This is a genomic window from Legionella fallonii LLAP-10 (assembly GCF_000953135.1).
In the GTDB taxonomy this organism is placed as follows: Bacteria; Pseudomonadota; Gammaproteobacteria; order Legionellales; family Legionellaceae; genus Legionella; species Legionella fallonii.
In genome coordinates, this window is sequence record NZ_LN614827.1 from 2,092,277 (window position 1) to 2,106,404 (window position 14,128).

Here is a 14,128-nt window from a genome sequence, read left to right on the forward strand (position 1 = left end):
AAAATTTAGGGAACAACTACTTTTAATATAGTATAGGATGCCGAATATTTCATTCTTCTTGCCTGATTACCTCTCGCATAACCGCGACTTTTGCCCTTAAGCAAAATCCACTGGTTATGCAAGAGGTCTAATACTAAAGACCAAGTAGCGGCGCAAATTTCAGCGGCAAAACTCGCTACACACCAACAAATATCTTTTGCTAGTGAGCCTGAAAAGCTAAAAAATGTATTTACTCACTGTCAATATGCTGGGGAAGCAGGACAACATGTGATTGATAATTATTTCATGCGGCTCACCCGTCAAGTACCCCTAACGCTTTAATATAAGACGAAGCTCATGCATCAAATGATGTTTATTTTCCCTTACTTCATCATCTAAAGTTAACTTTTCTTCACACTTTTGTAGGACTACGCTGTAACCCAACACCTCAACAATTCTAATTAGATTGCTAACTTTAATATCTTGCTGTTTCACAACGCGCAAATTTTGTATTAGAGAAGGCGGTATATTTTCCTGCTTGCGATAAGCAATGTAAGCGCCCCTAAAAAATGCATCGACCGCAATGCCTTAACATTACCTATTCTGCTCTTTTTTCAGCAAAGGAGAGGAGATGTTAAGCTTAAATGTGGTTTTTAATATAATGTTAATAATTTAATTGTATAATTATTTGTCAAATAAATAGTATGGTGCTTATTCGATGACTGATAATCAGGAACATCCAATAGATATGTTTCAACAATTTCTGGATAGGAATGTTCATTGTTTTTCTAAATATATGGTTTTCTTTCAAGGGACATACATAGATTTAGTAAATGCTCAATTTGGTGATAGTAATCGAGTAATCCTACCGGAGCAAGGTATATGTGATGGTTTAACAACACTATGGTTACATGATTTGTATAACACAATGGGAGACTTTAATTACAATTTAAGCCTAATGGGGCCACTAACGGATCTAGATAGCTCCCAAAAATCGAGCATTATTCAGGAAGACAACAAAAATAACCTTGCTCCATCTATTGCAAAATTTATTTCAGCCCTTCAGTCATCTCAGTACAGACGATATGTGTATCTATCAGATAATATAACTCCCGGTCAACTTGACTTTGGTCTATTTATTTTTAAAAAAAATAAAAGGGACTTGCCATTGGAGGTGCTTGATATCAACCAGGCAGCAAAAGATGAGTACTTCGATAAATTCTTTTTAAAGCATCAATCTAGTTGTGACCGAATTTATACCAAAACAAACGAGAGGTGCCGTACCAGATTAAAACAACTGGAAGACGTTTTTGAAGAGATACAAAATCACATCGACGCAAAAATAGATTTTTGTATCTCTATGAGTCTGATATTCGGGGTAAATTTGATTGCTCCAGATGGTGATGAACCCCAAATTATGCAACACGTTATTGGGATCAGAGCATATAAAAATGATAAAAATCAGATCATAGGTTATCAAATTTTTGATAGTTGCCTAGGTCAAATTTATTTTTGTGATGAAAAGAACAGTTGGAATAATGTAACGGAATTTTTAAAGAATTTGTTTGATCTTTATTGCATGGAACTTTACTCAGATTTTGAATGTTCTAAATCTAGATATGCAAAATCAGAAATCAATTTTATGCAATTTTTTTTCCTGGAAACCAACACAGTCAACGCAAGACAAAAACTATTAAATGAATACGACATCTATGCAACGAAATTACGAAGACCCGCATTACTCCCATTGGCGAATTACTTACATACTCACCACTCATCAGTTAAAACCAATGCAGAGGATAATTACTTACCTCTTTCTGAACCAACCAGTCCAAAATCTTTTAACCTACTTAAATCAGATAACAAAAAATCTAATGATTACCCTTCGTTTTTTTCCAAAAACGATAAACGCTATGAAAACACTTTTCCTGATGTAGAATTCATACATCAATCGTGTGAGCCATAAAAACTAGATAGCGTTGCAAATTTAAAAGAGTTAAGTTTAACTGCTGAACAAATAACGTCCACCTTTATTTTGATGAGGAAAACGAAAGTCCATAAACCATCATTTAATTCCTCACCCCCACCCCCATCGCTAACGATAATCCCTTTATGGGCTGGATCATCACTAAAGCGAATAAAGCTTTTCTTTTCAACAGGAATATTTAATTTTGTAACACGCTCATACAAATTTCGCTCGACATCTTTAATATGGCCATGTCCACCTGACCAGAATTGGTCATTTAGTTGTTGATACAGCTGAAAAAAAACTCTAGCCTCGATATGACCAGGTCTCTTATATTCATTGGCACGAGGGTCAAAAATAACAATATACTGCTTTTTACACCAGCTTTTACAAGTTGATGCGCCAGATCTAAACCTATGAGTCCAGCACCTATGATAACTACTTGAGGCATTGTTTAATCTCTTGCAAGTTATTTATTCGAAATCGCCCTAATTGAGAAAAAACGATCAATGTGAATAAATTATAGACCGTCATTATTAATTAAATATTTACAATGACATTTCTTGTACATTTAGTAAGGACAAGGTCGTCTTTGATTAGCATCCAACCTCCGGAAGAATAAAATGATTTATCAAAAGGGATTTTCCCTTCTCCAAGTATTACTGTCCCGGTGCCCGCACACCGCAACGTCAATATTGAAGACTCACTTCAAGTGCTTCGCCCAGCTCATTTTTGAACGACGCTCTTCACGATCTTTTGAAACATCAACGGCTGACTGATTGCTTATCTTAGACTCGGTGGTTACCCCCCTCCGAAACGTACTGTTTGGTGCCAAAAATCCATGAAAGCGCGTTAAGTGAACTCAAGGTTTAGGTCTAATACCGTTAAGCGAGCAATAAAATCCAGCGGCTCAAAGACCACATGTGTAGTACATTTTTATAAGGTGTCTTCAGCTCATAACAAATAAAATTTTCTTATTGGTTTTCTCTATAATACAGTTTATCTTATCTTGAGGAAGAAAGGAGATCAAAAATGGCTATTTGGGTTAAAGAATTTTCTATCGAGAAACTGAACCACTTTTGGAAAAATCCCAAGTCTGAATTTCTTGGTATTCAATTCATTGAAATGAAGGCATCGTCACTGCGGTAATCACTACTGTTCATCTAGAAAAGACAACCCACGTCTGGGAAATTACTATTTGTAATGAAGACGGAAAAAAAGCTGTATTGCAGAATGACCGCGTCTGTTATTGCTCGATAATAAATACTACAAATGGATGTGAGGTGTGCTATGCGACAAAAACAAGAACCAGATATTTCTTTTAAGATACTGATCCTTGGCGATCGGGCTGTTGGAAAAACAACTTTGTTGCAAAAATTCGTCAATGAACTGGACCCTGATTGCTATTATGCAACCTGCGGTGTTGACCAAAAATTAAATTCACTGCGCATTTTTAATAAGCAAATCAATTTAAAAATCTGGGATGCAACAGGAGACCCAACGCTTTGGAACCTTGTTAAAAGATACCTCCCTGATACAAATAGCGCCCTGATCTGTTTTGATGTAACCAACCCATTCTCATTGAATAATGTGAGAGCATACGTTGAAAAACTGCGAGAAGTCCAACCTAATGTCCCGATAATGCTCATTGGTTGTAAATCGGATTTAACACATCGGCGCATGGTCTCTGTTGTTCAGGCTCAACAAATGGCTCAACAACTTGGTATTGCTTATTTGGAAACCTCGGGACTTAAAAAAAATAATGTTGATGAAACATTCATACAAATTACTCAGCGCATGTATTTTGCAGTCATGCTCCATAATATTCGCCCAACACTGGAAAAATATTTCAATAATTATTTAAATAATAGTTCGAATCCCATATCTAAAAGAGAAATAACTTTAAAAAAAGAATGGACGCTCCTCTTTGGACACTTATTTCGAGCCACGAGCCCAGACGAATTAAATGACTTTTTTAAAGCAACATTAAGCATCATAAACAAAGCAGATGCCCTTTTTGCTAAAAAGCATCCTATTTGGAGTTCAATCACAGCAAGCCCACTCTCATTGACGCTTAAAAAAATCTTGTCTGCTCTGGATACGTTACAAAAAAGTTTCCAGAAGGAACTCAACATAAACGAATCAGAGCCACTCAGTGACACTAGCCTTACCTTATAGGCCATTCACTCCCAGAAAAATAAACAATGATCCCGAATGGTATATTGATGCCATTGAATCTAAAGACTCAAGAGATAATTTAGGTAATATAGATGAAGAAGGGGGACGTTTCGGTACAGGAATAGATCAAAATAAAGCAGTATGTTTTATCGTTCATCCCACTGTGGCTCCATTTTTTCCTACATCACTCCGGCCATATGGCTACAGCTATATTTACATTATGGTACCCAATCAACTTTGATTTTTCTGGACAATTGATGCACCAAGACGAAAAAGTACCCCCTGCGATGTTATTTCTAAACTTTAAGCAGCTGACATAGAAATATGAGGTGGTGCGCGTATCCCCAAAAACGTACCTCTATGTACTCCGACAACTGGATGCAAAGCCTGGTTCTCTTATTGCATGCGAAGGTCTACTCGTAAGTCTTATCATGAAATGATTGATTTTAAATCAATATGATCATAAACTAACACATATATTATCCTTAACTCTTGTCGTTGGAGGTTTATAATGTCTCGTTCATTCCCTTTTTCTTGTTTTGCCATGAGTCCTGAACATGTCTTGCTTAGTAAAGATTATCAACTAAAGGGGGCTGGCTCTAATGAATGCGGGCAATTGGGTAAAGGTAAAGAAGAGGATTATAGTTCTACTTTTCTCCGCGTCCCATTTGATGGTGACCCTATCTCTCATGTATTTGCTTCGGAGTATATTAGCGTTCTTTTTACGAATAAGGGTGATGTATTGGCTTGTGGCTACGCAGGCAACAACGAGTTAGGCAAAGACTTTGGCAAAAACAATGAGACAGGTGAAGATTCGAGTCCAAAGATTGTTTATGAACCCCAACAACTTAATCCCAAAGGAACATCAATAAAAGCAATAGCAATTGGAGAGGGGCATACACTGTTCTTGAGTACTAAAGGGGATGTGTATGGTTCAGGGAGTAATAAATTCTTTCAACTGGGCTTTGATAAAGATAATGATCCCTCAGTTTACACTTTTGAACCTCTTAACTTATCCTCAAAGGTAAAGCAAATCGCGGCGGCGAATAACAATAGTTTTATATTAACTGAAGAAGGTGTGCTTCTCGGTTGCGGTCGCAATTTTTATGGTCAACTTGGCTTAAAACATCGTAACCCAGTCCATCAGTTTACTAAAATTCCTTCTCCTGATAGAAAAAAAATCGAAAAAATAGTTGTATCTTTCGGCTCCAGCTTTTTATTAACAGAAGATGGGCAAGTGTATGGGTGTGGACAAAGTGACGCTGGTGAATTAGGTGTGAAAACAGGTACTGCACAAGTTCCTGATTTCACACGTGTTCGCTTGCCAGAAGGAGTTAAGATTAAGCACCTCATCGCAGGCAATGGGTTTGTTCTTGCTTTAAGTACAGAGAATGTTGTATTTGGCTGGGGGTCAGGCCACTCGGGAGTTCTTGGTCCAGAACATGTAAATAAGCAAAATGTTGTGCCGCAGCCAATTCAGCTGGGCGACTCTCCCATTATCGGGATGTACAGCAACAATAAAAATTTAGCTGTGTTCGTGAATACAAAAAATGAAGTAATTGTTTTAGGTCGTGCCACACAAGACCTGACAGAGAACATCAAAAAAGAGCTAAGTGAATTTTTTGCGTCACAATTCGTGTCACAAGAGCCGGGCATAAAACGCTCATCCAAAGAAAAGTATGCCGATATCGTTTTTTTCTCGTCGCAGCCAACGACGAGTTCTGATCTAGTGTCATCCGAGCATGCCGAGGAGCCTAAGGAGGATGAGGAAGAGTCTAAGGGGTTATCTCAATAAGTGTTCTGATCACTAGAGTGCCAAACGGTTTAAATGTGTACACAGATCTCCGCCTCGATGTTCTGTGGCTTGTCTGCAGAACCCAACGATGCTGAGACAAAATTGTTTTTCAAAATGCGAATAGTCTTGAATCAGCATCGACTTCACTCAACTCTGGGATATCAGACACCAGATGAATTTGAGTTAGCCGCATAAAGTTGGGGTCCGGTATTTCGAGGGAAGATCAGTTCCATTTTGGAACTCACTGCTAGACACTTAAATTTGGTACGCACTGCGTACCAAATCTCAAATTATTCCATTTAAGTCTTATCGAGATTTAAAAAATAACGAGTTGCTTTAAGTTCGCCAGTTCGTTTGAGGATATTTTTTTTAACTAAGTCGTTTAGATCCCTGGTTGTTGTAGCGATCGGTGCGCCTGTTATACTCATATAATTTTTAGCACTTAAACCACCTACGAATCCATCAGGCCCCGCATTAAATAATCTTAATAAAACTTTTTCTTGCCTTGGATTAATTTTTCCTTCCGCTTCCCTTAAAATAACAGCCTTCTTAATAATAAAATCAATATATAAATAAGTACCTTGTTGCGCTTCCAGAGCGATGTTAGCAAACCATATCAACCAAGATGTTAGATCTAAGGTTTTACTTGCTAAACCTAATTGTTGATAATATTCCTTTCTTTTTTTTAATAATATTTTTGCCAATACCGTCATTACTGGTTTTGAAAATCCTTGAGATAAGGCTTTTTCTGCTATAGCTCGCCCTATTCTTCCATTCCCATCTTCAAAAGGATGGATACTCTCAAACCATAAATGAGCTATTCCTGCTCGGGTTAATGTGGGTAAAGGAGCAGAACCTGTGAGAGAACTCCGTTCAAACCAATCAATAAATTGCTCCATTTGGTCCGGAACACAGTGTGAAGGAGGCGCTTCAAAATGGATTTTTCGATCATAATCAGGCCCAGAAACAATTTGCATTGCTTCTTCATGCTTACGATAGTGACCAATATGTTCCAAATGATGGCTATTGCCCATTAAAAATTGATGCCATTCAAATAAGACCTGATGTGTTAGTGGACTAGAAATCGTTTGGTATAAATTAACCATCATTTTAGCGATCCCACGTTCTGCCATGCTAGCTCTAGGAGCTTCTGCAGATAACCCTAACTCTTTTTTTATAGAAGATTGAACACTATCCCTGTTTAAATACTCCCCTTCAATTTCAGAACTATCCAAAGCATCCGTACACATTAAATCGATAAATAAATTTTGCTTACCTTCTTGCGAAATATGCTGTGAAGAACCAATAATGATACCCGCATGCTCAGTAAAAGACTGTTCATACACAACTAATTTATCGGAGTCCCAAGTAAAATTAGGCCAATTCTCCAGCTGCCAATTCCATTTCATGATTAATAACCTCTCTTTTTATTAATCAAAATATAGCATGATTATGATTAATAAAATATAGCTTTATTAATCACTGCCTAATTTTAAATAAGGCTAACGACCTGGCATTTCCAGATTCTGAATTAAGAGCATATCTCGTGGCAGGCCTTGCTTTTTGTCTTCTGACTAGAAGTTGGAAAAAAGCAAGATCTGATCCTAGGCATTCGCTTACCCACTGAAGAAGAGCTGCGTGTTGAATTAGTATATTAAATATTTCATATTCACTTTCATCATGTAAATTTAAATAATAAGATGCAAAATATGCCAAGGATTTGAACCTAAAATGGTGAATAAAGTGCTTACTAACGCAGGTTGGATAGTACCTGGCAATGACGGTAATGCCTCACAAAAACGAAGAATTAAGGGATACGTATTCCTAGATGCCATATTTTTACCGAGAAAGTCTGGTCTCATGAATTCTAATTGTCCCACTCGTTCCACCTGTGATTTTGATGGTGGTACGCCTAAAGCCCAGTAACCACAAGGGTGTACCACTTGCCCTATTTGTTCGACGTATTTTTAAGATGTAAGTAAAAATATATTAGGTTGTATCGGCTTTTATGAAGATGATTTCCCGTATTACGACTTCGTCTAATACGGGCTACACTTGCTAAAATGTTAAATAAAGTAAGAAGGGATTTATGCAGTCACTACTAACTTATCTTTAACTTTAAATATGCTTCTTTATGATAAACAAAGAATTATCTCTTATTACTACTTCGCACTTAATATGGACTATTCACTTTGCTTTCTGCAATGTATTATTAACCTAAATAAAATGTCTAATAGACTAACTTGTTCATTTTTTAATGTTGTTCATTTTAAATGAACAACATTAAAAAATGAACAAGTTAGCAATATCAATTTATAAAATCCCGTATTACTCTGCGCTAATACAGGCTACGCTCGCTAAATGATTCCTTCTGCGAATTTGACTAATCTCCTCAAATACAAAATAAACATGAATAACGATTACTCCTGCCTTAATAAGGGCGGACTATCAATTTATTATAATAATAATTTGAATTCTTCATTAATCTGAACTTTACTGTTAAATGGGTGGTATAAATTAACTTTCCATTGTCTATCTGCGATGGCTATTTTTATGATGGTTATTATCTATTACGCGCTCGATATTAATAGTTACAATGAGCTCGCATTAATTATATAAGAAAAATTTTTTACCACCCATAATAACTGGGCAAATTATATGGATAATATTGATTTCAAGGACTGTCGAACAGTTAAAGATTTATCCCATTTTTTAGGGATGAATTATAAGAAACTTTCTTCTTTAATTTATCCAAACACAAATCGCCTTTATGTAACATTCATCATTCCGAAAAAAAGTGGAGAAGATAGAACAATTGATGCGCCTAAGCCAATATTGAAAGCAATTCAGCGTAAGTTATCTATAGAATTCAATAAAATATATAACCCTAGAAAAAATACTCATGGATTTATCTGCGGAAAAAGTATAGTCACAAATGCTAATCAGCATATCAATAAAAGATATATTTTTAATATAGACTTTAAGGACTTCTTCCACTCTATACATTTTGGAAGAATAAGAAACTTATTTATGAGTGACTTATTTGCGTTTACATATGAAGTAGCTACTGTTTTAGCGCATATATGCTGCCATAATAATCGACTGCCACAGGGTGCGCCTACCTCACCTGTATTAACAAACATCATTTCTTTTAAACTTGACAATGATTTGTTCAAGCTATCTTTTGATAATAAATGCTCCGTAACAAGATATGCAGATGATGTTTCATTTTCTTTTTCTTGTAACAAGCGTAATTTTCCAAAAGATATTTTGTATTTTAATAAAGCTAAAGAAATAGTGCCGGGCATAAAATTAAGGGAAGTAATAGAGAAAAATGGTTTTGAAATTAATAATAACAAGGTACGACTACAAAATAAGACTCAAAGACAGCAAGTCACAGGCATAACGGTTAATCAAAAATTAAATATCCATAGGAGTTATATAATTAAAACTCGCTCGATGCTTCACGCTTGGGATAAATATGGATTAGAGCAAGCTGCGAAAGAATATCTAAGCAAATACATAGAAAAAGACTATAGCAATAACGATAAGAACAGAATTAACAGCAATGAATCACTTTTTTTTAAGCAAGTTATAAGCGGTAGGATTAATTATATAGGGATGGTGCGAGGCATTAATGATGAGATATATAGAAAAATTCGTTATAAATATAGTTGTCTTATTGGCGTTCCAGATGAAAATCTAAAAAAATCCTTGGATGATATTCTATCAGAAAGTGTTTTTATTCTAGAAAATAATATAGGCATTGCTCAAGGAACTGCCTTTTTAGTCGAACAACTCGGTTTAGTTACCGCTTACCATGTTATAGAGGATATTAATGAAGAAAATAGCTGTCTAATTGATTTCTTTAGATGCAATGAAGTAGATAAAAAAAGAAAAGCAACTTTATTTAAGACGTCACAAAAAAACGATATAGCAATATTTACACTAAATAATAATTTTCAAGATATAACACCTCTTAAATTAGGTGACGCTTCAAAATTAAAGCGTGGGGTAGAAATTAAACTATTCGGGTTTCCAGGTTATAACACTGGTGATGAGTGTCATTGTGATAATGGGAAAATAACTCAGAAAAAAAAACTATATGGATTTGATGTATGGTTAGTAGATATTCCCATTACACACGGCATCAGCGGTGGTCCAGTACTCAATGCCAACAACGAGGTAATTGGTATAGCAATTGTAGGATCAGAAAAAAATGACAAGTCCACTATCAGTCAAGGATTTATTCCAATTACGAAAGCTTTAGCGATGCTACAGGATCAGTAAGAGTGATCTTTATTGTGATTTGTTATTTATTAGTGCCCCATGGAGGACTTAATTCACCGATAACTCAATGCCGCTGCGCGGAATCGAACCGCAGACCTTTTGATTACGAATCAACTGCTCTACCAACTGAGCTACAGCGGCTTGAGAAAAAGTATACTGTAGTTTTATAGGGTTGGAAAACATGTTTTTATTAATGATTGACCGGTTAAAACAAGTCGGTAAATATCTATTATTACAGTAAAACTTGCCTTTATTTGGATTAAATAAAGCAGTTGGCAAGTTAATTTCTATACTGTTGAGAAAATGGGCATAAAAATTATTTCTTTCAAAAGCTCAAATATTATGCTATAAACACTAAAAATGCTCATCTTGATTATTTATTTCAATACCGAGATAAAATAATTCCTGCTATAAATCAAATAGATAAGTAATTTTCTAATTTTTTTAGGGTGTAATGGTTTTAATCTTTTTAAGATAAATATAACATTACCTTCTTTAATTTATTGAGAGAACTAAACAGCCTGTGAAAAAGAATATTCCAACTATATCCAAACCAATTAAGGATAGCGGTTACCGCCGAGGGTTAAAAGATCGCCATGTTCAGTTAATTGCTTTAGGCGGCATTATTGGATCAGGTTATTTTCTAGGGACTGGAGAGGTCATCAATCTCGTAGGGCCGGCTGTATTTATTGCCTATATTTTGGGCGGATTAATTATTTATTTGACTATGCTGTGTATGGGAGAGTTGGCGGTTGCTATTCCCATTTCAGGTTCGTTTGTTACTTATACTTCTGATTTTATTTCCCCGGCGGTCGCCTGTGGCGTGGGATGGTCTTATTGGATCAGTTGGGTGGCCTATATCCCTGCTGAGTGTGTTGCTGGTGGTATTATCATGGAGATGTTTACCGGAATTAATGGTTATCTATGGGCTATTTGTTTCGGCTTTTTAATTACCTATATCAACCTGGCTAAGGTCGATACTTTTGGCGAAATAGAGTTTTGGTTAGCTCTAATTAAAATCGTTGCCTTGATGGTATTCGTCGTCTTAGCGATTGTAATTTTCCTTGGTCTTTACAATGGCACAGAGCCTCCCGGATTTATTGGCTTTAAATACATGCTGGGAGACGGGGGGCTGCTTCCCAATGGTCCTATGTCACTGCTAACCGCCATGGTCTTATTGCTTGTTAACTATCAAGGCTCTGAAATCATTGGTCTTGCAGCAGGTGAGTCAGAAAATCCTGCTCGTATGATTCCTCACGCTATTCGTAATGTCACCCTTAGAATTCTGTTTATTTATATTATTCCAGTGTTTTGCTTGGTGTTAATATTTCCTTGGCAAAAAGCAGGTTTATCCAATTCAGTATTCGCTGATGCTCTTAATTTCTATGGCCTCAAATGGGCAGGAGCTGTGACGAGCTTTGTTACTCTAACCGCCACTTTATCTTGTGCAAATTCTGGGTTTTATGGCACGGTGCGTTCTCTTAATGCCTTAGCACGTGATGGAATGGCTCCGCATACTTTTGCCAAATTCAATCAGAACGCCATCCCACAAAATGCAGTAATTGCTACATTGATTGGTGTTTGGATGCTATTAGGTGTGGGATACTTTTTTGGCCAAACGAAGCTTTATATAGCATTACTATTGGTCTCTGGATTCACTGGCGCTTTAGCATGGATTTCTTTGTGTGCGTCGCAAATCAATTTCAGAAGAAGGTTGTATCAGGCGGGTTATACTACTAAAGATTTACGTTATGTCACCCCCTACTCGCCTTACACTGGAATTATAGCGATTGTCCTAATGCTCATCGCTTTGTTTTTCCTTGTATTGAATAAAGATCCAACCTATAAATTAGCTTTTGGCTTTGGTATGGTGAGCTTTATAGTGCCTATAGCTCTATACAAGTTATTTGATTTGTCCAAGAACCGACGTAAAGCCTTACATGTGAAAAGTAGGGTCAAATTCCAAGATGTATTCCCTCCGCTCTAAAATTCGCGAAAAAAAGTGGCTCAACTTCAGTACATATAGCCTGGTTGATTGTAATCAGGCTAAGCGTATATGCCCCACGAGGCCGATAGAAGAGGCTCCCCATAGATGCTCTAGCGAGCACTCTCTCTGATAGGAGCTAGATACATACTAATGAAGTTTTTTCCCGTTAGGTACTTTAGGATCAGTGGTAACCAAACAAATAGCACCATTTTCATCAGAGAAACCGACTAATAAGAATTGTGAAATGAACCCGGCTATATTCTTCTCTCCCAAATTCACACACCCTACTACGGAGCGCCCTAATAAAGATTCTGGGGTATAATGTACCGTCACCTGAGCAGATGTCTGTAAGATGCCAATATCTTTACCAAAATCGACCCAAACCTTATATGCTGGTTTTTTCGCTCGTTGAAATGGCTCTACTTTAACTACAGTTCCAGAGCGAAGTTCTATTTTTGCAAAATCATCATAAGTTACTATCATGTTTTAAGCCTTTATCAATCTTCTTAATAGTTCTTATTATCGGTGCGTAATACGCTGTTTCTCAGAAACTAAACTAATTACTTTGGGATTGTCAATCTTGGCATGCATTCTCAGTACGTATTTGATTATCGGGCTAGAGCAAAGAGCGTACTAATGCCCTCTCCCTAAACCTCACTGCCATTAATTTAACGTCAGTTTGGATAAGAAGCTTATTAGATCCAGTCTCTATCTCGATCCATTCCTGAGGAGTCGCTTTAGCACGTCTCGAAGGGTTTTGGTACAGTGCCTAGCTTTCGAGATGGGCAAAAACCTCATCAGTTCGAGCGGGGCAAGGTAAATTCTGAGTTCCTTATCCGAAACCGACGTTAATTTAAGAAATTTCGAATCCCCGCGGGATCCATGGTGTGGCTCCAGTTATGGATACTGCGGTCGAAGCCGCGGGAACTCGGCATTAAATAATCCTTTAACTTAATGGCAATGTCCCCAGACCTCTCTTGCAATTTATTATCGATTTCCTAACAAAACTCCTTAGGTGGGAGAAAGAATTTTTCGAGCCATGGACAATTAAAACATCAGGCCAACAATGAGTGCTTAATTTGGCAAATTGCCCGCAATCACTACAGCATCGTGCAGTATTCGCTAAAGGCTAAGCAAACAGCCTCAGGATTATCTATCCAGGGGAAATGTCCCGCTTGAGAGATTGTCTTCATTAATATATTGTTGCGTCTAAATTGAGTAGCATCATGAAAAAGTTGCAATGGGGTAATATGGTCGTTTTCCCCAGAAAAAATTAACGTAGGTATAAATTCCGGAATCCATTGTGCTTGATAAATGTTATCGAAATTTTGTGCCGACCAATCACAAGTCTGATGGTTATAGGGCAGATTTTCAAGAAAAGATAAATCCCTCGTTAAGCCTGCCTCAGAGAATAAATAAGGAATGGAGGCTAAGACCATTTTTTTTAATAGCTCATTATTGGGAGAGATTAGGTATTGCTCATGCAGGTTGTTCAATTCATCTATAGGATTTTGCTGCACGTACTTGCTAAAAAGATGTTGCCATGAAGAATTAGGCGCGGAATCCATCAATACCAGACCTTTTAGCCAAGATTGTAATATAGGCGTCGCTAAGGCATACATGCCACCAGTGGAATGAGCGACTAAAATAACATTATCTAAAGAAGCAACCACATCAGCTAAGGCAGAAGACCAGTGAGAAAAATAGTAGCTGTCATTTTCAGTAGTATTTGAGCCATCCCCAGGTAAATCGAGATGCCACATTGAACCTGGAAGCCTAAGTAGTGAAGTTAAACCAGACAATGACTCGGAGCCCATGCCTGGTCCACCAGGCAAAAACACCCAGTTAAAAGAGTCTTTTTCCCCTTGAGTGATACGTTGCAAACGAGCTTTTAAAGACGTCCAGATGCAGTGAACCATGGCTTAAAACCTAT

Annotated in this window: 12 protein-coding genes, 1 tRNA gene and 1 pseudogene; 7 read left to right on the forward strand and 7 right to left on the reverse strand. The window is 37.0% G+C overall.

Annotation, left to right across the window (positions count from 1 at the left end; translation table 11 throughout):
• Positions 1-697 precede the first annotated feature (697 nt).
• Complete coding sequence (locus LFA_RS08485; RefSeq protein ID WP_045095809.1) at positions 698-1,945, forward strand: hypothetical protein; 1,248 nt, start codon at positions 698-700, stop codon at positions 1,943-1,945.
• On the opposite strand, the gene LFA_RS08490 is transcribed toward LFA_RS08485, so the two are convergent.
• The 3 genes and pseudogenes from LFA_RS08490 to LFA_RS20615 all read right to left on the reverse strand — a co-directional run.
• Complete coding sequence (locus LFA_RS08490) at positions 1,927-2,169, reverse strand: hypothetical protein (protein ID WP_045095810.1); 243 nt, start codon at positions 2,167-2,169, stop codon at positions 1,927-1,929. The two genes, LFA_RS08485 and LFA_RS08490, sit on opposite strands and share 19 nt — an antisense overlap.
• A gap of 53 nt (positions 2,170-2,222) precedes the next feature.
• The gene (locus LFA_RS20610; protein ID WP_407927614.1) at positions 2,223-2,396 is read right to left on the reverse strand and encodes an NAD-binding protein; all 174 of its coding nucleotides are present in this window, start codon (positions 2,394-2,396) and stop codon (positions 2,223-2,225) included.
• Positions 2,397-2,743: 347 nt separating this feature from the next.
• Positions 2,744-2,904 (reverse strand): annotated as a pseudogene (locus tag LFA_RS20615) (transposase); the annotation flags it as partial.
• Positions 2,905-3,235: 331 nt separating this feature from the next.
• Here LFA_RS20615 and LFA_RS08495 point away from each other — a divergent pair.
• From LFA_RS08495 to LFA_RS08505, 3 genes are all read left to right on the forward strand, one after another.
• Positions 3,236-4,123 carry a GTP-binding protein gene (locus LFA_RS08495; protein WP_045095811.1) on the forward strand — a complete coding sequence of 296 codons (888 nt, stop codon included), beginning with the start codon at positions 3,236-3,238 and terminating at the stop codon, positions 4,121-4,123.
• The gene (locus LFA_RS08500; RefSeq protein ID WP_045095812.1) at positions 4,101-4,364 is read left to right on the forward strand and encodes a hypothetical protein; all 264 of its coding nucleotides are present in this window, start codon (positions 4,101-4,103) and stop codon (positions 4,362-4,364) included. Before LFA_RS08495 ends, LFA_RS08500 begins: the two co-directional genes overlap by 23 nt.
• Positions 4,365-4,634: 270 nt before the next feature.
• A complete protein-coding gene (locus tag LFA_RS08505; RefSeq protein WP_045095813.1) occupies positions 4,635-5,918 on the forward strand; it encodes an RCC1 domain-containing protein in 1,284 nt (427 codons plus the stop codon).
• Between the two features lie 299 nt (positions 5,919-6,217).
• Here the strand turns inward: LFA_RS08505 and LFA_RS08510 are convergent, their stop codons facing one another.
• The gene (locus LFA_RS08510) at positions 6,218-7,327 is read right to left on the reverse strand and encodes a Fic family protein (RefSeq protein WP_045095814.1); all 1,110 of its coding nucleotides are present in this window, start codon (positions 7,325-7,327) and stop codon (positions 6,218-6,220) included.
• A gap of 322 nt (positions 7,328-7,649) precedes the next feature.
• On the opposite strand from LFA_RS08510, the gene LFA_RS20050 reads away from it, so the two are divergent.
• Positions 7,650-7,844: a hypothetical protein gene (locus tag LFA_RS20050; RefSeq protein ID WP_045095816.1), complete on the forward strand. Its 195-nt coding sequence runs from the start codon at positions 7,650-7,652 to the stop codon at positions 7,842-7,844.
• 732 nt (positions 7,845-8,576) lie between these two features.
• The gene (locus tag LFA_RS08525; protein WP_045095817.1) at positions 8,577-10,208 is read left to right on the forward strand and encodes a reverse transcriptase domain-containing protein; all 1,632 of its coding nucleotides are present in this window, start codon (positions 8,577-8,579) and stop codon (positions 10,206-10,208) included.
• Between the two features lie 68 nt (positions 10,209-10,276).
• Here the strand turns inward: LFA_RS08525 and LFA_RS08530 are convergent.
• Positions 10,277-10,349, reverse strand: a tRNA-Thr gene (locus LFA_RS08530).
• Between the two features lie 382 nt (positions 10,350-10,731).
• On the opposite strand from LFA_RS08530, the gene LFA_RS08535 reads away from it, so the two are divergent.
• Positions 10,732-12,195: an amino acid permease gene (locus tag LFA_RS08535; protein ID WP_045095818.1), complete on the forward strand. Its 1,464-nt coding sequence runs from the start codon at positions 10,732-10,734 to the stop codon at positions 12,193-12,195.
• A gap of 147 nt (positions 12,196-12,342) precedes the next feature.
• Here the strand turns inward: LFA_RS08535 and LFA_RS08540 are convergent, their stop codons facing one another.
• On the reverse strand, positions 12,343-12,678 hold the full coding sequence (locus LFA_RS08540; RefSeq protein ID WP_045095819.1) for a tRNA-binding protein: 336 nt from the start codon (positions 12,676-12,678) through the stop codon (positions 12,343-12,345).
• A gap of 617 nt (positions 12,679-13,295) precedes the next feature.
• Positions 13,296-14,114: an alpha/beta fold hydrolase gene (locus LFA_RS08545; protein ID WP_045095820.1), complete on the reverse strand. Its 819-nt coding sequence runs from the start codon at positions 14,112-14,114 to the stop codon at positions 13,296-13,298.
• Positions 14,115-14,128 lie beyond the last annotated feature (14 nt).